This is a genomic window from Serpentinicella alkaliphila (assembly GCF_018141405.1).
Lineage (GTDB): Bacteria > Bacillota > Clostridia > Peptostreptococcales > Natronincolaceae > Serpentinicella > Serpentinicella alkaliphila.
On sequence record NZ_CP058648.1, the window covers coordinates 2,808,473 to 2,828,231 of the forward strand.

Annotated in this window: 25 protein-coding genes; 7 read left to right on the forward strand and 18 right to left on the reverse strand. The window is 31.0% G+C overall.

The genetic code is table 11. The annotated features are described in order from the left end of the window. Positions 1-10: 10 nt before the first annotated feature. Together HZR23_RS14335 and HZR23_RS14340 are read right to left on the reverse strand one after the other, a co-directional pair. On the reverse strand, positions 11-502 hold the full coding sequence (locus tag HZR23_RS14335; RefSeq protein WP_132847179.1) for a YhcN/YlaJ family sporulation lipoprotein: 492 nt from the start codon (positions 500-502) through the stop codon (positions 11-13). Between the two features lie 158 nt (positions 503-660). Continuing rightward, entirely contained in the window at positions 661-897 is a 237-nt protein-coding gene (locus tag HZR23_RS14340; protein ID WP_132847180.1) for a hypothetical protein, read from the reverse strand. A 207-nt stretch (positions 898-1,104) separates the two neighbouring features. Between HZR23_RS14340 and ychF the strand changes: the two genes are divergently transcribed. Then, positions 1,105-2,199 carry a redox-regulated ATPase YchF gene (ychF, locus tag HZR23_RS14345; RefSeq protein ID WP_132847181.1) on the forward strand — a complete coding sequence of 365 codons (1,095 nt, stop codon included), beginning with the start codon at positions 1,105-1,107 and terminating at the stop codon, positions 2,197-2,199. Positions 2,200-2,291: 92 nt separating this feature from the next. On the opposite strand, the gene HZR23_RS14350 is transcribed toward ychF, so the two are convergent. Both HZR23_RS14350 and pdxR read right to left on the reverse strand, forming a co-directional pair. Beyond that, positions 2,292-3,242: a calcium/sodium antiporter gene (locus HZR23_RS14350; protein WP_330571354.1), complete on the reverse strand. Its 951-nt coding sequence runs from the start codon at positions 3,240-3,242 to the stop codon at positions 2,292-2,294. Positions 3,243-3,552: 310 nt separating this feature from the next. Further along, on the reverse strand, positions 3,553-4,965 hold the full coding sequence (gene pdxR / locus HZR23_RS14355; protein ID WP_132847182.1) for a MocR-like pyridoxine biosynthesis transcription factor PdxR: 1,413 nt from the start codon (positions 4,963-4,965) through the stop codon (positions 3,553-3,555). Between the two features lie 120 nt (positions 4,966-5,085). On the opposite strand from pdxR, the gene pdxS reads away from it, so the two are divergent. Further along, entirely contained in the window at positions 5,086-5,958 is an 873-nt protein-coding gene (pdxS, locus tag HZR23_RS14360) for a pyridoxal 5'-phosphate synthase lyase subunit PdxS (RefSeq protein ID WP_132847183.1), read from the forward strand. Further along, positions 5,958-6,542, forward strand: coding sequence for a pyridoxal 5'-phosphate synthase glutaminase subunit PdxT (gene pdxT / locus HZR23_RS14365; RefSeq protein ID WP_132847184.1), 585 nt, complete (start codon positions 5,958-5,960; stop codon positions 6,540-6,542). Before pdxS ends, pdxT begins: the two co-directional genes overlap by 1 nt. Before the next feature lie 103 nt (positions 6,543-6,645). Here the strand turns inward: pdxT and HZR23_RS18135 are convergent, their stop codons facing one another. The 8 genes from HZR23_RS18135 to hpt all read right to left on the reverse strand — a co-directional run bounded on the left by HZR23_RS18135 (position 6,646) and on the right by hpt (position 10,634). Further along, entirely contained in the window at positions 6,646-6,765 is a 120-nt protein-coding gene (locus tag HZR23_RS18135) for a zinc ribbon domain-containing protein (RefSeq protein ID WP_132847185.1), read from the reverse strand. 119 nt (positions 6,766-6,884) lie between these two features. Then, complete coding sequence (locus HZR23_RS18140) at positions 6,885-7,013, reverse strand: zinc-ribbon domain-containing protein (protein ID WP_132847186.1); 129 nt, start codon at positions 7,011-7,013, stop codon at positions 6,885-6,887. Between the two features lie 140 nt (positions 7,014-7,153). Next, entirely contained in the window at positions 7,154-7,273 is a 120-nt protein-coding gene (locus HZR23_RS14380) for a zinc-ribbon domain-containing protein (RefSeq protein ID WP_132847187.1), read from the reverse strand. A gap of 162 nt (positions 7,274-7,435) precedes the next feature. Then, entirely contained in the window at positions 7,436-8,104 is a 669-nt protein-coding gene (deoC, locus tag HZR23_RS14385) for a deoxyribose-phosphate aldolase (protein ID WP_132847188.1), read from the reverse strand. 13 nt (positions 8,105-8,117) lie between these two features. Next, the gene (gene pduL, locus HZR23_RS14390) at positions 8,118-8,696 is read right to left on the reverse strand and encodes a phosphate propanoyltransferase (RefSeq protein WP_132847189.1); all 579 of its coding nucleotides are present in this window, start codon (positions 8,694-8,696) and stop codon (positions 8,118-8,120) included. A 78-nt stretch (positions 8,697-8,774) separates the two neighbouring features. After that, entirely contained in the window at positions 8,775-9,779 is a 1,005-nt protein-coding gene (locus tag HZR23_RS14395; RefSeq protein ID WP_132847190.1) for a restriction endonuclease, read from the reverse strand. 87 nt (positions 9,780-9,866) lie between these two features. Continuing rightward, positions 9,867-10,034: a hypothetical protein gene (locus tag HZR23_RS14400; RefSeq protein ID WP_165913573.1), complete on the reverse strand. Its 168-nt coding sequence runs from the start codon at positions 10,032-10,034 to the stop codon at positions 9,867-9,869. A gap of 72 nt (positions 10,035-10,106) precedes the next feature. Further along, complete coding sequence (gene hpt, locus HZR23_RS14405; protein WP_132847191.1) at positions 10,107-10,634, reverse strand: hypoxanthine phosphoribosyltransferase; 528 nt, start codon at positions 10,632-10,634, stop codon at positions 10,107-10,109. 216 nt (positions 10,635-10,850) lie between these two features. On the opposite strand from hpt, the gene HZR23_RS14410 reads away from it, so the two are divergent. Then, positions 10,851-11,453, forward strand: coding sequence for an NUDIX hydrolase (locus HZR23_RS14410; protein ID WP_132847192.1), 603 nt, complete (start codon positions 10,851-10,853; stop codon positions 11,451-11,453). A gap of 11 nt (positions 11,454-11,464) precedes the next feature. Here the strand turns inward: HZR23_RS14410 and HZR23_RS14415 are convergent, their stop codons facing one another. From HZR23_RS14415 to HZR23_RS14440, 6 genes are all read right to left on the reverse strand, one after another. Beyond that, entirely contained in the window at positions 11,465-11,965 is a 501-nt protein-coding gene (locus HZR23_RS14415; protein WP_132847193.1) for a hypothetical protein, read from the reverse strand. 37 nt (positions 11,966-12,002) lie between these two features. Next, positions 12,003-12,824 (reverse strand): c-type cytochrome biogenesis protein CcsB, encoded by an 822-nt coding sequence (gene ccsB, locus HZR23_RS14420; protein WP_243098139.1) that lies wholly within the window; start codon positions 12,822-12,824, stop codon positions 12,003-12,005. Between the two features lie 12 nt (positions 12,825-12,836). Beyond that, entirely contained in the window at positions 12,837-14,054 is a 1,218-nt protein-coding gene (locus HZR23_RS14425; protein ID WP_132847194.1) for a cytochrome c biogenesis protein ResB, read from the reverse strand. Between the two features lie 61 nt (positions 14,055-14,115). Next, positions 14,116-15,372 carry an ammonia-forming cytochrome c nitrite reductase subunit c552 gene (locus tag HZR23_RS14430; protein WP_132847195.1) on the reverse strand — a complete coding sequence of 419 codons (1,257 nt, stop codon included), beginning with the start codon at positions 15,370-15,372 and terminating at the stop codon, positions 14,116-14,118. Positions 15,373-15,504: 132 nt separating this feature from the next. Further along, the gene (locus HZR23_RS14435; RefSeq protein WP_132847196.1) at positions 15,505-16,239 is read right to left on the reverse strand and encodes an NAD-dependent protein deacylase; all 735 of its coding nucleotides are present in this window, start codon (positions 16,237-16,239) and stop codon (positions 15,505-15,507) included. Positions 16,240-16,303: 64 nt separating this feature from the next. Next, a complete protein-coding gene (locus tag HZR23_RS14440; RefSeq protein WP_132847197.1) occupies positions 16,304-17,002 on the reverse strand; it encodes a M48 family metallopeptidase in 699 nt (232 codons plus the stop codon). A 191-nt stretch (positions 17,003-17,193) separates the two neighbouring features. Here HZR23_RS14440 and HZR23_RS14445 point away from each other — a divergent pair, with 191 nt between their 5' ends. From HZR23_RS14445 to HZR23_RS14455, 3 genes are all read left to right on the forward strand, one after another. Next, complete coding sequence (locus tag HZR23_RS14445) at positions 17,194-18,966, forward strand: M3 family oligoendopeptidase (RefSeq protein ID WP_330571367.1); 1,773 nt, start codon at positions 17,194-17,196, stop codon at positions 18,964-18,966. A 112-nt stretch (positions 18,967-19,078) separates the two neighbouring features. After that, a complete protein-coding gene (locus HZR23_RS14450; protein ID WP_132847199.1) occupies positions 19,079-19,261 on the forward strand; it encodes a hypothetical protein in 183 nt (60 codons plus the stop codon). Between the two features lie 21 nt (positions 19,262-19,282). Continuing rightward, on the forward strand, positions 19,283-19,600 hold the full coding sequence (locus HZR23_RS14455) for a spore coat protein (RefSeq protein WP_132847200.1): 318 nt from the start codon (positions 19,283-19,285) through the stop codon (positions 19,598-19,600). Positions 19,601-19,759: the final 159 nt, after the last annotated feature.

Genomic DNA, 19,759 nt, shown 5'->3' on the forward strand with positions numbered 1-19,759 from the left:
TTATTTTTTATTATGCATTAGGAATAATTCTTCTTAAAATTTCTTCAACTTCTCTTCCAAATCCACTTAGAGGTCTTCCTCTTCCTGTTTCGTCAGCTACGTTTCTTATTCTAGTTATAAGGTCTGGATCCGCAGTAACTGCTACTCTATCAATTTCTCTATCAGTCTTAGTTACTACATCTTCAATCCTTCTTTTTAAATCTGTTGCAACATCATTAGTATTTCCTGCTAATGCTACACCTACTAAAGCAGTAGTATCAGTAATTACAACATAAGCACTTCTTACTTCTTCCATTTTAGCTACTGCATCTGCAATTCTTTCTGCCCTAGCTGTTAAATTTCCATCTCCACCTCTAGCGTCCATTCTGGGAGTAGTTTCCTTTATTTCTTCATCAGTGTGTGGATCTCTTGGAACAGGTCTTTCTAATGGTCTACAACCAGTTGCAAATACAGCAAATACCATGACTAAACATAAGGCTATTATTAATTTTCTGTTTGACATATTTGCTCACCTCCTAATTATATTTTCTCTATATCCTCATTTTTTATTTTAGTTATTTTTTCAAGTACTCTCAGTTTCTTCTTTTAAAACAATGAACAATAAATTAAAACCAAGCAAATAATATACTATACTCGCTTGGCTTTAATAATCTAACTTAATCAGCCACCCGCTCCAGGAACTGGAGTGTTTTGAGGTTGTGGTTGAGTTGGTTGTAGTTGCCTTTGAGGAACCGTTTGTTGTGGTTCTTGAGGTAATGGTGTTTGCCATTGTTGCTGTTGATCCTGCGGAACTGTTCTTTCTTGTGGAACAGGACGTTCTTGTGGTCTACATCCAGTTGTAAATACAACAAATAGCAATACTAAGCAAAATGTTATCATGATTTTTTTAAATGTCATTTTATCACCTCCTTTTATAGTTTGCCTTTATAGAGACTTAATATTTTGACAAATTTTTTCTTGAAAATGAAACTATTTTCTTTTTTACAAGTACTTATTTTAGTTATACAATTAGGTTATTATAATTAATAAGTTGATAACCAAATTTTTATAATATATAATATTTTTTATGTTGTATTATTTAATTAAGGGAAGGAAGATAAAAAAATGAAATTAGGCATTGTTGGATTGCCAAATGTAGGTAAGAGCACACTATTTAATGCTATTACTCAGGCTGGTGCAGAGTCTGCGAACTACCCGTTTTGTACTATAGAACCAAATGTAGGGGTTGTTTCAGTTCCTGACTATCGTTTAAATATATTAAGGGATATGTACAATCCAGAAAAACTAATACCGGCTATTGTTGAATTTTATGATATTGCTGGATTAGTTAGGGGAGCTAGTAAGGGCGAAGGTTTAGGTAATAAATTTTTATCTCATATTAGAGAGGTTTCTGCTATTATCCACGTTGTGAGATGTTTCGAGGATTCAAATATAACTCATGTAGATGGTGATGTTAATCCTATAAGAGATATTGAAACAATTAATCTTGAATTAATTCTTTCTGATTTAGAGTCAATCGAAAAAAGAATTCAAAAAACAGAAAAACTAGCAAAATCAGATAAAAGTCTAGTACAAGAGCTTGATCTATTACATAAAATTAAAAATGTACTAGAAGAAGGTAAATCAATTAGATTTTTAGACTTATCAGAGGAAGAAGTAAAGCTAGTTAGTAGTTTTAATCTACTGTCAAACAAACCGGTTATTTATGTAGGAAATGTTTCTGAAGAAGATATTCAAGATTTAGGTGCTAGCAATGCTTATGTGAGAAAACTTAAGGATTTTGCAGAAGAAGAAAATTCTGAGGTAGTAGTTATATGTGCTAAAATCGAAGCTGAAATTTCAGAACTTGATGATGAGGAAAAAGGTTTGTTCTTAGAGGAGCTGGGATTAAAAGAATCTGGATTAGATAGATTAATTAAAGCTTCCTACTCATTACTAGGTTTAATAAGTTATATTACTGCTGGACCAAAAGAAGTTAGGGCATGGACTATAAGAAAAGGTACTAAAGCTCCTCAAGCCGCAGGAAAAATCCATACTGATTTTGAAAAAGGTTTTATTAGAGCGGAAACTGTATCATTTGATGATCTAAACAATCTTGGTTCTGTTGTTGCAGCTAAAGAAAAAGGACTTGTTAGATTAGAAGGTAAAGAGTATATTGTAAAAGATGGGGATGTAATCTTATTTAGATTCAATGTTTAGTAAAATTAATGCAATATAATTAACTATTAATGGCTTAATATAAAAATCTTAAGCCATTTTATATTTATAAATAAATATTATGTTTTGGTTTTTTAGTTTCTTTTGATTATATAAATCATATAGATTATATAAGTTAATGTTAGTATTATTCCCTCATATCTATTAAATGCCTTTTTTGTTATAGCAAAATAATATGTTATTATAGTTATTACTAGCAGAAAAAGTATATCTAATAGTATTTTAGCCTCCACAAATACCGTACCAATAACCGATGATACCCCTAAAATGAATAGAATGTTAAATAGATTTGATCCAATGACATTACCAATGGCTATATCCCCTTCACCTTTTCTCGCAGCAACTATAGATGTAATTAGTTCGGGGAGTGAGGTTCCAATAGCAACTATAGTAAGTCCTACCAAAGTTTCACTCATTCCAAACCGCAAGGCTATAACTGTACTGTTTTTTACTACTAAATCGGAACCGAAAAGAATTCCTCCTAACCCAAGTACACCCCATAATAAGCTTGTATATATATTTAAAACCTTTCCGTCACCATCAGAGCTTTCAATCTGTGCTTCTTTCGATAAAAAAGCCATCTCAATTAAATAGTAAAGAAATACAGCAAATACAGAAAGAATAATTAGTCCATCACCCACGGATAGTCTATTAACCATACTATCTTGAAAAATTATATCATTTCCTAATATATATAAAACTATTGTGGCAAGTAGCATGAATGGAAACTCTTTAACTATAGTATTAAGCTTAATATCTATTGGATGAATAATTGATGCTATTCCTATAACTATTAATAAATTAAATATATTTGATCCAACTATATTACCCACTACTATTCCACTAGAATTTTTGAGAGCTGCATTTATACTTACAGCAGCTTCAGGAGCACTAGTTCCAAAAGCAACTATTGTTAGTCCAATTAATATTGAAGGAACTTTTAATTTTTTTGCTATTGAGGATGCACCGTCAACAAAAAGGTCCGCACCCTTTATAAGTAAATAAAATCCGATTATTAATAACATGTAGTTTATTTTAATCACTCCTCTAAAGTATTATCTGTAGTTAAACCATCTAATTATACTAGCTTTACTAAATAACATAAAATTTAGTAGAATAATAAAAAAAGACCTTTAGTTAATGCAATTTAGCATTAACCAAAAGTCTCGCTCCTTTAATACAGAATATTAAAAGTAATAGATCCAGAGTTACACCCGGGTATGTTGAATCTATTAATCATGCTACTCCCTTTTAGTTTATATATACTATTATAATAAGTTGTCTTAATAGTTACAATATGTTTTTGTTAGTTTGTTTATTTTTTTAATTATTTTATTAATTAACATCTTTAAACCATGTCTTTCTTAGTATTTCTAAAGCGTCACTTATTTGTTCCTCGGTCATTGTTGCGTAACCTAGTAATATTTTAGGTATTTTTTCTACATGGTGTTTATTATAAAAATATTTCGATAATCCATATACCTTTACCCCATCCTCTAAAGCAGATGCTACTAATTGTTCTTCAGTCATTCCATTATCAAAAGATATTAATAAATGTAGCCCAGCATCAGCTCCAAATATTTTTATGCCACAGTTTAAGTCTAGTAGTTTTTTTACTAGAGTTTCTCTTTTCTTCTTATATATGTTTCTCATTTTATTAAGGTGTCTTTCAAAATAACCTTCGTGAATAAATTTATAAAGTACTTTTTGATTTATTATTGGCACTGGACATATTATATATGAAAGTTTTTCCCTATATCGCTTAACTAGATGAGGGGGTAGAACCATATAACTGACCCTTACAGAAGGCGATAGGGATTTTGAAAAAGCACCAATATATATAACTTTTTCATTAGCATCAAGTCCTTGTAATGCTGGTATGGGCTTACCGCTATATTTAAATTCACCATCATAGTCATCTTCAATAATATATCGTCCATTTTTTTCATTTGCCCAGTTTAATATTTGTACCCTTCTATTTATAGGCATTATCTCCCCTGAAGGAAATTGATGGGCAGGTGTAATACATAGGACATCAGCCTTATTCTTAATTATATCTTTAATTATCATTCCGCCTTCATCAATATTTATTCCTTTGAATTTAATGTGATTGCTTGAAAATAATAGATTAAGCTTTTCATAACCCGGGTTCTCAATCCCATAAACACTATCCCTATGGAGTAACTGTATAATTATTTGCATAAGAGACTCTGTACCGGCACTTACTATAATTTGATTAGGGCTACAATTTACCCCCCTAGACTGGTGAAGATATTCAGCTATACTAGTTCTTAAATTTTCATTACCCTGAGAATCCCCTAATTGTAAAAGATCTAAATCGTATTCACTAATTATATCCTTGGTAAATTTTCTCCAAGTTGAAAATGGAAAGGTTTGCATATCAACCCCATTATAGGAAAAATCGTATTTAACAATATATTTATTTATTTTCTGATTAGTTTCCGGGTATTCTATATTAAGGTCAATCTTAGTAATGTTATCTATTTTACAAACATAATAGCCTTTTCTTTCTCTAGATATGACATAGCCCTCTTCGATTAACTGGTCATATGCATTTTGTATTGTATTTTGACTAATACTTAAATATGAGGCTAATTTTCTTTTAGATGGGAGCTTCGAATTATATGCAATTCTCCCTAGCTGTATTTCTGACTTAATATAGGAATACAATTGATGATATATTGGGACTTTACTATCTAAATCTCCAGAAAACATTAGCATGTGCATTTTATTCACCCCCAACTGATACCTTCATCTTTATATAAACTGATACTTATTACTATACCAGTACTGTATTATAATAAATCAAAACAAAATAAACTGTCAAGTAATGGAGGATGAACAGCAATGAATAATCGCTATGAACTTAATAAAAATTTAGCACAAATGCTTAAGGGTGGAGTAATTATGGACGTAACTACACCTGAACAGGCTCGTATCGCTGAAGAAGCTGGGGCTTGTGCTGTTATGGCTTTAGAAAGAATTCCAGCTGATATTAGGGCTGCAGGTGGAGTTTCAAGAATGAGTGATCCTAAGATGATTAAAAGTATTCAGGAGGCAGTAACTATACCAGTTATGGCAAAAGTACGTATTGGCCATTTTGCTGAGGCCCAAATACTTCAGGCTATAGAAATAGATTATATCGATGAAAGTGAAGTCTTATCACCAGCAGATGACCTCTTTCATATCGATAAAAGCAAATTTAATGTTCCATTTGTTTGCGGTGCTAAGGACTTAGGGGAAGCACTTAGAAGAATTAACGAAGGGGCCTCTATGATCCGTACTAAAGGGGAACCAGGAACGGGGGATATAATTCAGGCAGTACGTCACATTAGACTAATTAATCAACAAATCAGACGTTTACAAAATTTAAGGGAAGATGAATTATATCATGCAGCAAAAGAATTACAAGTACCTTATGATCTAGCTAAATATGTACACATTAATGGTAAACTTCCAGTTGTAAACTTCGCTGCAGGCGGAGTTGCAACTCCAGCAGATGCAGCTTTGATGATGCAACTAGGTGCAGAGGGAGTATTCGTTGGATCAGGTATTTTTAAATCAGGTAATCCAGCTAAACGAGCTCAAGCAATTGTTAAGGCAGTTACTAATTTTAATAATCCTCAAATACTAGCTGAACTTTCGGAGGACTTGGGTGAAGCAATGGTTGGTATTAACGAACAGGAAATTGAATTATTAATGGCTCAGAGAGGTATATAATGAAAACAATTGGAGTCTTAGCAGTTCAAGGTGCTTTTATAGAGCATATACACACACTTAATAAATTAAATGTAAACTGTGTTGAAATAAGGGAAAAGTCAGATTTAACTAATAATAAACTCGATGGAATCATACTACCCGGTGGAGAAAGTACCGTAATCGGAAAATTAATTAGGGAACTGGATATATTTAATCCTTTAAGACAATCTATATTAGATGGTTTGCCGGTTTTAGGAACTTGTGCTGGGTTAATACTACTTGCTAAAGATATCGTTAATGATGAAAATACTTATTTAGGTACTATGGATATCAAAGTCAGGAGAAATGCCTATGGTCGACAGCTTGGAAGCTTTAATACCTCCGGAAAATTTGGTAGTTTAAATGACGTACCAATGACATTTATTAGGGCCCCTTTAATAGAATCTGTTTCAGAGAACATTGAAATACTATCTCAAGTTAATAATCATATTGTTGCTGCAAAACAAGACAATATGGTAGTTACATCCTTTCATCCTGAACTAACTGACGATATTAGAATTCATAATTTCTTCTTAGATTTAATAGATAAAAAGCATAATATATAATAATTTTTGAGATAATGTTTTTAAACAGAGAAAGCACCACATGGTGCTTTCTCTTATTAAATGTATATTAATCATAATCATATGTATATAATTGTTTAATGTTCTACATGTATTCCCCACAATATGGGCAACGTTCAACACTATCGTCTATATATTCTCCGCAGTATGGACAACTAATTTCCCTCTTTGAACTGATGTTTAGCAGTTTAAGCAAGATTTTCATATTGTAAATCCTCCTTCCTACTTAAATATGTGTCTATTAGTTTTACTTGTTGTAATACTATTATATGCATGCACCTCTGGTCTGAACACCTTTCCGTGTAAATTTGTAAAATTTTTTTCTTATTTAGCTCTTACTTGAGCACCACAAAAAGGGCATTTTTTGACTTCATTGCTTATATATTCTCCACATACTGGACAGCTAATAATACTCATTGATCGGATTTTCAATAGTGTTAGTAAGGATTTCATTTAAATTCTCCTTTCCTACTTAAACGGTTGACACATCTAATGTGTGAATACCTCCGTTAAAAAGGAAAGCACCTATTGGCGCTTTTCCTTTTACCTATATAGTTATTTCTAATGACTAATCATAAGTATTACTGCTATAACTAAATAAATTCACCACAGTGAGGACAATAAGTTACATCTGCACCTATATACTCACCACATACTGGACAATTACCCACCTTCACAGAACGAATATTCAGCAGTCTAAGCAAGATTTTCATACTTAAATCCTCCCTCCTACTTAAAATTAGTGTCCGTAATTATATATATTTTACTTACTTCTATAATATGCTTGAGTAGTACATAAGTTGTGTAAATTTTCAAAAAATTTAAAAAGCCTACCGATAAAGGTAGACTTTTTAAATATTATTTTAATATTAATTTTAATAGCCATCATTTGTGCTTTGAATTCCTTTAACTATATCAACAGATGAGCTAGCTCCAAGTCTTGTAGCACCCGCAGCAATTAGCTCCCGAGCTGTTTTAATATCTCTCACACCACCAGAAGCTTTAACTCCTAGTTCAGGACCTACTGTTTCTCTCATCAGTTTTATATCCTCAACAGTTGCCCCACCAGTACTGAAACCTGTAGAGGTTTTTACAAAATGTGCACCTGCCTGTTTTGATAATTGACAAGCTAAAATCTTCTCTTGTTTATTAAGTAAAGATGTTTCAATTATTACTTTAACTATGGCCTTTTCATTAGCAGCATTAACTACTGACTGAATATCTCTTAATACTAATTCATTATTTCCTTCTCTAAGAGCACCTATATTAATAACCATATCTATTTCGTTTGCACCATTATCTATAGCATTAGTAGTTTCGAACACTTTCGTTTCTGTTGTCATGGCCCCCAGCGGAAAACCAACAACAGCTGTTACTTTTACATCAGTTTCACTCAACTGTTCTGCAACAAATGGTACATTCGAACCATTTACACATACGGAATAAAATCCAAATTCTATAGCCTCATCACAAATTTTTTTAATATCATTTTTAGTGACCTCAGGCTTTAATAGTGTATGATCAATATATTTCGCTATATTCATAAGCGCACCTCAATTAGTATTTTATCAATTCAACCATATCTCCATTTTTAACATTAGCTGCATTTCCTTCATCTACATCAACATGCATTTCTAAATCATAAGCTTCATTAACCCTCACTAGAACATTTTCAAAGATTAAAGATCTTTCCCCAGGAGTTTTTATTTTCACTTTTTCTTTATCCACTACATCAAATTTCTTAGCATCATCTAATCCCATATGTATATGTCTAGCTGCTGCAATAATTCCTTCAGATAATTCTACTTCTCCATTTGGACCAACTAACTTAGCCCCTGGACTACCAACTATATCACCAGAATCCTTAATTGGCGGATTAACACCTAGAATAAAACCATCTGCTAAAGAAATTTCTAATTGAGTGTTTGGTCTAGTTGGTCCTAGGACACGTACACCTTTAATAGTACCTTTTGGTCCAACAACATCAACCTTTTCGTTTGAAGCGAACTGCCCCGGTTGAGATAAATCTTTCATTTTAGTTAATTCATAGTCCTTACCAAACAATATATCTACATGCTCTTTACTTAAATGAATGTGTCTGTTTGATAATGCAATTGGTAACATTTTTTCTGCCATGTAATTTCCTCCTTCTATTATTAAGAATTGCTTTAAAATAAATTATAATTCTTTTAGGTTAAAAAATCAAATAATATACTAGAAATTTTTAAATAAATAATCCATATTAACTGTTTCATCATGTTCATTTTTACGTTTAATAGTTGTTAAAGTCATACTAACCAATCCCATTATCAAAGCAAATACAGCAACCCCCATGTAATACGTTCTGAAAGGAACATAAAATGAAGCTAAAAACAAATAGCCAAAAAGAAAGAGATAAGACTTTATTTTATTTGGAGAAAGGGCAATGTCTTTGTATTCCTTAAGCTTCCTTTCCTTTTTACTAATTTTATTTTCTATTAGCTCATCAATTTCTTCATCCTTTGGGAACATTCCGTTTTTCTCAATTAATTTTAAAAATGTATCTTTATTAACTAGCATTAATTTGTATTTACCTGTTAATTGTTCAATAAATGTATAACAGTCTTTTGTAAAATCTGATGTCGTTATTACTATACCCTTTTTTACTTCATTTTTAACTAAACTTTGTATCATTTCTTTAATATCTTTTACTTCTACATCTAAGTCATTTTTATATGAAAGAAATAAAATATTTAATTTTTCATTATTTAGATTGGCACTGTATAATATAGCTTTATTTTGAATATAGCTAAAACTTAAATTTGAAAAATTCATTTTTACTAGTAGCTCTGTGACATAGTTCTTTAGCTCTTCTTGAGTTTTATTCATTATTTCCTTATATACCTTTTGACTAGCTATGTATCTTCTTTTTTTTACTCTTCCCTTTTCTATCTTCTTATTTCTTATTTCAATTGACATAATATGCATTAAAGTGAGAATAATTATAGAAGCCATTAGAGCAATATATATGTTTCTAAATTCAATAAACAATACACTAAATATTCCAACAAAAATTAACATTCTACCTAAAAAATAATCAATAATCTTAGCACCTACCCCTTTAGTATCATTTTTAGTATCTAAGTAGTATGCTTTAAACCTTCTACTGGAGCTTCTACTTTTGCTATAACCTCTAACCTGCCCAGTTAAAAATTGAAAGAAAGCATTTATGTTTTTCATGTTAACAACCTCCTATTCTTTGGAGTATTGCCAATTTTACAAATGAAAAACCTCCAAATTTAAAATTTAGAGGTTTTTTGTATTATACTAAGCCATAGCCTGTTCTAATTTATCTAAATGTTGTAATGGAAAATGCTTTAATAACTCTTTAAACTGCTCTACTGTTAGACCTTGTGTAGTAGTATAAATTTCTATCTTACCATTTAAATCAGAGTTTATAAATCTTTGTTTAATTATTTCAAAATCTGCAGACATTAAATAACCTCCCAATATATTTTTAATAATAGTATGGTAAAATATATTGAGATTATGCAAATTTTAGCTTCCTTATTCAACAGAAGCAATATATGGTAAGTTTCTATATTTTTCAGCATAGTCAATACCATAACCGACTATAAACTTATCTGGTATTATAAAACCAGAATAATCTATATTTAGCTCACATTTTCTTCTTGAAGGCTTGTCCAGTAACGTACATATTTTCAAGCTTTTAATGTTTCTCGTTTGTAAGTTTTTGGTTAAATATTGCAAAGTAAGGCCAGTGTCTATAATATCTTCCACAATTAACACATGTTTTCCCTCAATTTCTAAATCTAAGTCTTTCAAGATCCTAACTACACCTGAACTCTCTGTAGACATACCATAACTTGAAACTGACATAAAGTCTATATATACATTATCTATCTTCATTTGTCTAATCAAATCCGATAAAAATACACATGCGCCTTTTAAGACTCCTATAACTACTACTTCGTTATCCTTAGAATAATCATTAGTTATAGCTTTACCTAATTCCTTAATTTTTTCTTGTATTTCTTGCTCTGAAATCATTACCTCTAAAGTCTTTTGTTTCATTATTCATCTTCCCCTCATTAATATTTAAGAATTATTTTATTATGTAGCTTCTAATAAGCTAAAATGACATTATAAAACCTTAACTATTTAATTATAAACATCACTAAACAAACCATAAAGAAATTAAACTATTCATTTTGCATACAGCCATGTTTTAATGATACAATAGTTAGTAGCAAAATAAAATAGAAGAAATAAAGAAAGTAGGCTTGGTTAATGGAACGAAATCATATTTTAAATGCTTTTAAGTCAGTTATGTCAAAAAGTAATTCAAATAACTTCTCAGTCTTCGCTCCGATAATCGAAGTGGACAACGAACTTCATTTGTTGTTCGAAGTCCGTTCATTAGAACTAAATCATCAACCTGGAGAAATATGTTTTCCAGGTGGAAAGATAGAAGACAATGAAAGCCCATTACAATCTGCTATTCGTGAAACAATTGAAGAACTAAACATATCGAAAGAAAATATAGAAATAATAGCAGAATTAAGTCCCATAACAACTTTATTTAATGTTGTTATATATCCTTTTTGTGGCTTTATTAACAATACTCTACTAGAGAATATTAAATACAGTACCGACGAAGTAGGCTCAATCTTTACAGTTCCCTTAAGATTACTCTTAGAACAAAACCCTTTGATTCATACTTTGGGTGTACAGTTAAATATTAGTGAAGACTTTCCCCATGAACTAATTGGTAACGACTACAAATGGAAAACTAGCAATTACCCCATTTACTTTTATCAGTATAACAATTATATAATATGGGGGCTAACTGCTAGAATTGTTAAAGAGTTATTGGACATTATTAGAAAATAATAATGTCTTTTTTATTGGGATGTAAAAATTTCTTGTATATTGTTACCAAAGTAACTTACAATGTAATTTCGTTCATTTCTATTTACTAAAAAATAGTATCCGTCAATATACATATAATTTTCTTTCATCAGTCCATATATTGCTGTTCCATCATTAAAGTATATATTTATTGGACCAATAACATTTTGTGACGTTCTCTCTGTATAATCATCTTTAATTTCATATTCAGAGATTCTGTTAACAAATTGAGTAATTTTGTTACGATCATTGATGACTCCTAAAGTTTCATTGTTTATATTCTTTAATTCTATAGCGTTAGCTTCTAATAGCAATGCTAAAAGCCCTTCTAATGAAATGCTCTCCTTTTCATTGGCGATACTATCAAAAACATTTTCATTTATGTTTTTATCGTTAGTTTCATCTAAAGAATTAATATTATTGTTATTACCACAACCGCTTATTATAAATATAGAAATAAAGCATATTAAAACAATACATGTTTTTTTAATCATATTTTACACCTCGATGTAATCTTTTGAAATAATTATATCATATTAGTAGAATTGTTGCATATGAGTGGTAACCGGAAAGCAGAGTGTTAACACCAATATAGGTAAATAATATAGCAATGAATCCTAAAACCGCAAAAATTGCAGCTTTTTTATTTTTCCAACCCCTAGATAATCGTACATGTAAGTATATTGCATATATCACCCAAGTTATAAAAGACCAGGTTTCCTTAGGGTCCCACTGCCAATACCTTCCCCAAGCCTTCTCAGCCCAAATAGCACCACTAACTATAACTACCGTTAACATAACAAGTCCCAAAGCAATAGCTCTATAGCTAATATTGTCTAGTACTTTAAAATCCGGTATATACTTCATTATAAATGGGTCATTCTTAAAATAATCCCTAATTAAATACATAAATGAAACTGCACATGCAACAGCAAATGCTCCATAGCTAAATATAGCTGTTGAAACATGAAGCACAATCCACCTGCTTTGTAAAGCTGGCATCAAAGGTCTTATTTCCCTGGATTGCATCGCTGCATAAAATGCCACAAGAAGTATTAGAGGTGTTACAAAGGTCCCCAAAGCCTTAAACTTGTACTTTTTTTCAAAAGCAATAAAAGATACTGAAATCCCCCATGCAAAACTAGTGGCAAATTCATATTGATTAGACAAGGGTAATCTACTAGCCTGTACTGATCTTGAAAACAATGAAATTGTATGAAAAGCTACACCTGCCATAATTAACATAATACCATAGTTTGCATACTTTTCCTTTCTATACATAAAAAATATGAAATAGGCTACCATTGAAAGTGAATATAAAATCAAAGTAGCAATAAAACTATAATTTTCCATCTAAATCCTCCTCTAAATATCTACGATCATATTTTTACCATAAACTTGTAATTTATTCTGCTCCCTTCTAATTACAAGTTCTTTAGGTTTAAAATAAAAACAAATTATTAAACCAATTAAAATCAGCGCTGAACCAAACATAGCTCCCACTTTACCTTTCATTTTATTAACTTGTAAATATGTATACCTTTGTGGATTTGAAAACTTAAATGTATATTGATGCCACTCAATTGACTCCCCAGCCTCTGCTACATTCATAGCAACTCTATGTCCATTATAAAAAACAGTATACAATATAAAAGGATTATTTAAGTCATTTGATAATGATACAAATCGGCCCCTCATATCAAAATCTGGGTAAAATTTAGCAAATTGTATGACTATCCCTTCTTTTTCTTCGATAATTGCTGTACCTTCATAGAAAATATCCTTTTTTAATAATTCATCACCTTTGTGAATTTCAAAATCTGTTGCCCAACCGGTGGATGTTTGGTAAAATGCATAGCCGTTATACCTTAATGGATTGTTAACAAAAACATCTTTCCAAAGAACAGTTTCCTCATCTTTAACTAGTTCTATATTAGAAATATACTGACTTATACTTCCATCGTCTCTATATTCGATTTTAAAATCATGAATCTTTACATCTATATCTGTTCCCTCTAAAACCTGAGATGATGCTGGAACTCCATATACTGCTGTTGAAAAATATGTATACTGGCCATATGTATAGAATGCAATTACTAAAAATACTCCTAAATGTATTACCCATGAACCTAAATATCCAATTCTATTTCTTCTTCCATAGTATAATTTCTCACCTTTGGCTTCGTGTATATTATAGTTTTTAAATCCTATTTCAGTCATAAAATCCTTAATTTTTTTATCATCCTTTAGTGCAGTAAATTCCTTCGACTTATATTTTGTCAATACCTTATAATCTGGTATAGAATAAATTGTCTTTACTATAGAATTTATTCTGAATATACTACAAAGAAAAAGATTTACTGATAGAGCTACAGCCCCTATAAGAAAATAGAAGGAATGATAGATATCATCGGCTTTACTTAACATAATCATATTTACTACTCTTTCTGAATATAATCTAGAATAAAATATTTCATCTCTACCTTGTGGAACCATTGAACCTATAAAGGATAAAATAACTAAGTAGAATAATAGCATTAGTCCGAACTTCATTGACTTCAAGTAATTTATTATTTTTTTCATCAATTCACTTCCATTTCTTTTAATTTATTTAAAAACCACCACTTTAAGTGGTGGTTCTATATTAATTGGCATTCCTAGCATTAGCGAGGATTTCTAAAGCTTCCTCAGCATAATTTTTTGCATCTTCTAAAACTCTACGTGCTAAAGATGGGTTATGAAAACCTGTAGAATTCTCTACAAAAACGAAATCCCAGCGATATTGTGCCTTACGATGTAAGTTCCACAATTGCTCAACAGTTTCCTCATCTAATGCCCTTTGTTCAACTAAATCTGAAAACTCATTTATTAGTTGTACAATCAAATCACTTACCTCTGCTTGCTTAGCATCTATCTCTTTTTGTATTTCTTCAACCCATGCTATCACTGCTTCTCCATCATCCCCATGGCACCGTCCACAGGACTCATTCACTGTCTTTAATGGACTCTTAGCCCAATGGGACCTATAGCTTTCGCCATTTTCCTCAACTACTGGCATATGACAGTCTGTACATCCTAAGCCTAAATTATCATGTAAACTGCCTAAATACATTTCAAACTCCGGATGTTGTACTTTTATTAGAGGAGTACCCGTTCTTGGATGCTTCCAGTCAAAATGGTTTATATCGTCAAAATATACTTCAATTTCATCAACCCCTAAACCATTATCCCAGGGTAGAATTACTTCCCTAGTTTCAGGATGTAAATAATACTCAACATGACATTGGGCACATGATAAAGATCCTGATTTAGGTTCAAAATCTAATTTTTCTAATGCAACTTGCAATTGTGGTTTTGTCACTTGAACATTTTTCCCCGGATCATTTCTATGACAGCTATAACAACTAATTGGATTATTTACCTCTTGAACTGTAGTAACAAAGTCCATATTAAATAACTCATCACCATACTTTGTATGAAGATATTCATAATCTCCTGTCTTACATGCCAAACATGATGCACCGGGCTTTGGCCTTGCTGTATTGATTACATCATCTAATGAATAGTAGTGTCCCCTTGCTGCGAAGTACTCTTTAGAAAATCCTATTCCATCATATAAAACAGAGATATTAGGATATTTCTTTAGGTAGTCAATTGGATGTAATCCCCCTAAACTTGAATCCTCTACTGTATCGTCTTTTAATCGTGAAGTCATTAAGAAGGATTGATAAATTAAAGGATATTCGTCTTTCCAATGCTCTGATGATAGTATCATATCTTCTAAGGCCGGAATTTCACCTCTTCTATCCTCTTCAGGAGGCTCTTCTTGTGGAGCTACTCTACAGGCCGTAACTAACATGCATACTATTAAAAAACATATAAGTAATTTGAAATTTTTCATCTTACACGCCTCCTTTTATAAACTAGGTATTACTATTCTTATCAAATTCAGACTTTTTATTATAGAAATTTAACTTTATAAAAATAAAAAAGTAATTACGTTGCCGTAATTACTTTTTTGTTTACATATAAACTATTTCTTAGTAGCCTCACTTAATACTTTCCCAATACTATCATTAATAATTAAATTTGCAGATCTGTCATAAGGAGTCGTTTCTTTATTTATTAAAACCAGTTTATTTCCTCTATAGTATTCTATTAAACCTGCTGCAGGATAAACAACCAACGAAGTCCCTCCTACTATTAACACCTCTGCTTCACTTATATATCTTATAGCATTATGTATATTGTCCATATTAAGGCCCTCTTCGTATAGCACAACATCAGGCCTAACAATTCCGCCACAACTGCATCTTGGAATATTTTCCGTTGATTCTAGCACGTAATCTAAACCAAACCCAGTCATACAGTCCATACAGTAATTTTCCAGTACTGTTCCATGTAACTCAATAACATTTTTACTTCCAGCCAGTTGATGTAGTCCATCAATATTCTGTGTAATTACAGCCTTTAGCTTTCCCTGAGCTTCTAGTTCAGCCAATATCTTGTGCGCTGCATTAGGTCTTGCATCCTTATATATCATTTTTGTTTTGTAAAATTGGAAAAAGTCATCAGGTCTTTTCGTAAAAAAGGTTCTACTCAAAATTACCTCTGGAGGATATAAACTTTCTGTTGATTGATTGAAAATACCTTTATCCGTCCTAAAATCTGGTATATTACTTTCTGTAGAAACTCCAGCTCCACCAAAGAAAACTATATTGTTACTTCTATCTATTATTTCCTTTAGTTCCTCTATCTTTCTATCCATCCCTATACCACCTCTCAATTATTTATTAATTAAATAATACTACAACCTTTATATTTATCCTTTTTTATGAAATTCTTATTTTTTTTAATTGCTGTCTTTGATTTTTATAGTCAGGCATAATTAATTCTACTAGATTCCAAAATCCTTTTCCATGGTTTTTTTCAATCATATGGCACAATTCATGTACCACAACATAATCAAGTTGTTTCGGAGAAAGCATTATACACCTAAAATTAAATAACAAATCATTGTTATATGTACAACTTCCCCAACGACTCTTCTGGTCTTTTATTTTAATGGTTCTAGGCCTAATATCAATCTTAACATTATAAAATAATACCCTGCTTTCAATTATTTCAAAAGCCTTTTTTATATACCAATTTTTAATAACCTCATATGCCCTGTCATTATGCCGGATTTCCACAATAATACTTTTTTCACTTATATAAACTTGATTTCTTTTTATGTCATTATTGTCTATTATTTTTAACCTATACAAATTCCCCAAATATAGTATATTATCTCCATCACAAATATCCTTGTCAATCCCAGCGATTTGAGCATTTTTGACTTCTGAAAGTTTCTTAATTATCCATGCCCCTTTTTTTCTAACAATTTCCTCTACCCTATCATTTGAAATTCCATAAGGAACTACTACTACAACCTTATCTGACTGTTCAATTCTTATTTCAGCTGTCTTTCGTTTACGTTTTATAACAGTGTAATCGATAAATTGATTACTGTATTCGATTCGGAAAGTCATTTTTTTCCTCCATTTGTTAGTTAATATAATAATTAAGCTCTAAAGATAAAAAAATTGCTTTAGTAATGCTTTATTATACTTAACTTAACAAAATTTATCAATAAATATTACCAAAGTAAAATACCACTGCTAAAATTAATATTAAATGGATAGATTATATATATAAACTTATTGGAGGGGATAACGTGGAAATGAGATGGAGCCTAGATAGCCTTTATACTTCATTTGATAGTGAAGAATTTGGTGAGGACTTAAAAAGAATTGATCAAATGATAGGCGGAATTAAAAATTGGACTGAAAAAAATTTAATAAGTGAAGAGGAGCCTGGTAGAAAGATTGAAGATCATTTAAAAATGATGATAGATTTTAATGACACTTATACAAAAGTTATGGCATACGCAAGTTTAACCTCAAGCGTTGATGTTAGAAACGATAAAGCTAAAAAAATAATTGATAACCTTCAGGAAAAATATGCAGAATTAACATATCCAATAGTCAAATTTCAAAAATGGTTAGCTTCTTTAGGAGACATAAGTAAATACCTTGAATACTCAGAGCCCCTTAGATTACATAGATTCTATTTGTATGAATTGATAGAAAACCATAAGTATACTTTAAGTGATGACACTGAGCTATTAATTGCAAAAATGTCAAATACAGGCTCAAGAGCATGGTCAAAACTACAGGAGCATACAACCTCTACTCTTCTAGTTGACATAGAAATTAATGGAGAAAATAAGCGACTACCCCTACCTATTGTTAGGAATATGGCATATGAAAGAGAAGAAGAAATTAGAAGAGCTGGGTATGAAGCTGAACTTAAGGCCTATGAAAAGATAGATGAATATTCCGCAGCTTCGCTTAATTCGATTAAAGGTGAAGTATTAACAGTTTCAAAAATGAGAGGGTATAAATCTCCCCTACACCAAACTATTATCGATTCAAGAATTGATGAACAAACTTTAAATTCTATGCTCGAGGCAATGAAAGAATCTATTCCTTCTTTTCAGAAATATTATAGAAGAAAAGGAGAAATACTAGGTTATGAAAATGGTCTTCCTTTTTACAACCTATTTGCACCCATAGGAAATGTTGATATTAAATTTACATACGAGGAAGCTAAAAATTATATAGTTAAAAACTTTAGAACTTTTAGTGACAGGTTGGCTGATTATGCTCTACATGCCTTTGAAAAAAAATGGATCGATGCTGAACCTAGAGATGGCAAAAGAGGTGGGGCTTTTTGTTCTAATATTCACCCAATTGGAGAAAGTAGAATACTTTCAAATTTTAGTGGTAGTCTAAGCAGTGTTGTTACTTTAGCCCATGAGCTTGGTCATGGATATCACGGACTATGTTTAAAGGATGAAACAATACTTAATAGCAACTATACAATGCCAATAGCAGAAACTGCCTCAATATTCTGCGAAACAATTATTATGAAAGCAGCCTTAAAAGAATCAACAAACGACCAAGCACTTTCTATACTAGAAACTTCTATTTCTGATGCAGGCCAAGTAATTGTTGATATATATAGCAGATTTTTATTTGAAAGTGAGCTTTTTGAAAAAAGAAAAGAACATTCAGTATCTGTTAATGAATTAAAAGAATTGATGATAAAATGTCAAAAAGAAGCTTATGGTAATGGTTTAGATAGTAAGTTCTTACATCCATATATGTGGGTCAATAAACCACATTACTACTATGCTGGTTTGAACTTCTATAACTTCCCTTATGCATTTGGTCTTCTATTTGCGAAGGGTGTATACGCAGAATATTTAAAACGCGGTGAGGCGTTTGTAGAGGAATATGACAAACTACTTGCTTCTTCAGGTAAAAACTACATTGCTGATGTTGCAGATATGGTTGATATTGATATTAAGTCTAAAGACTTTTGGAGAAGCTCCCTAAAGCTAATTGAGCAAGATATAGAAAAGTTTATGGATTTATCATATAAAAACTAAAATAGAAGCTGGTAAAACCCCAGCTTTTCCTTTTGGTAATACAGAATATTTTTAATTACTTTATCCATAATAAAAGAGTATGTAAATATAAAATAGAGAGGAGAACGGCATAATGAATCAATTAAATCAAAATGAATTACAAAATCTTAGACACCTTATTAGCAATCATCAAATGGTAGCAAACAAACTTAACGACTATGCTCAACAATGCCAGGACACAACTATTAAACAAATGTTTCAACAGGCTTCTCAATCAGCACAAAAAAACGCTCAACAGTTAATGACATTCCTATAAAAATTTAAGGAGGATTTCTTTATGCAAGAAAAAGATATGGTAAATGATATTTTATCTATGACTAAAGCAGGCATGAATGAATACACAAAAGCAATTGGAGAAGCTTCTAATCAAAATTTAAGACAAACTCTACAACAAATGAGAAGTGGAGACGAGCAATTTCAATATGACTTATATAAAATTGCTGAACAAAAAGGATACTATCAATCTGCCCCTACTGCAAATTCCCAGGATTTACAACAAATTAAAAACCAATTAAACCAAGACATGAGTAGTGTTGGAATGATGAATAACATGAATAATATGAACAACAATAATATGACGAATAAAATGCAGTAAAATTTTTAATTTTCCGAGGCCCTCCGGGTCTCTTTTTTATGTATTTCTACTGTTATTACTAGTATACTTTTCCTTATATGTAATAAATGGTAATATTTAATTATAAAAATTATTTCACACTTTATGAAACAAAATAAAATTTTCCGTGTATTAATATAT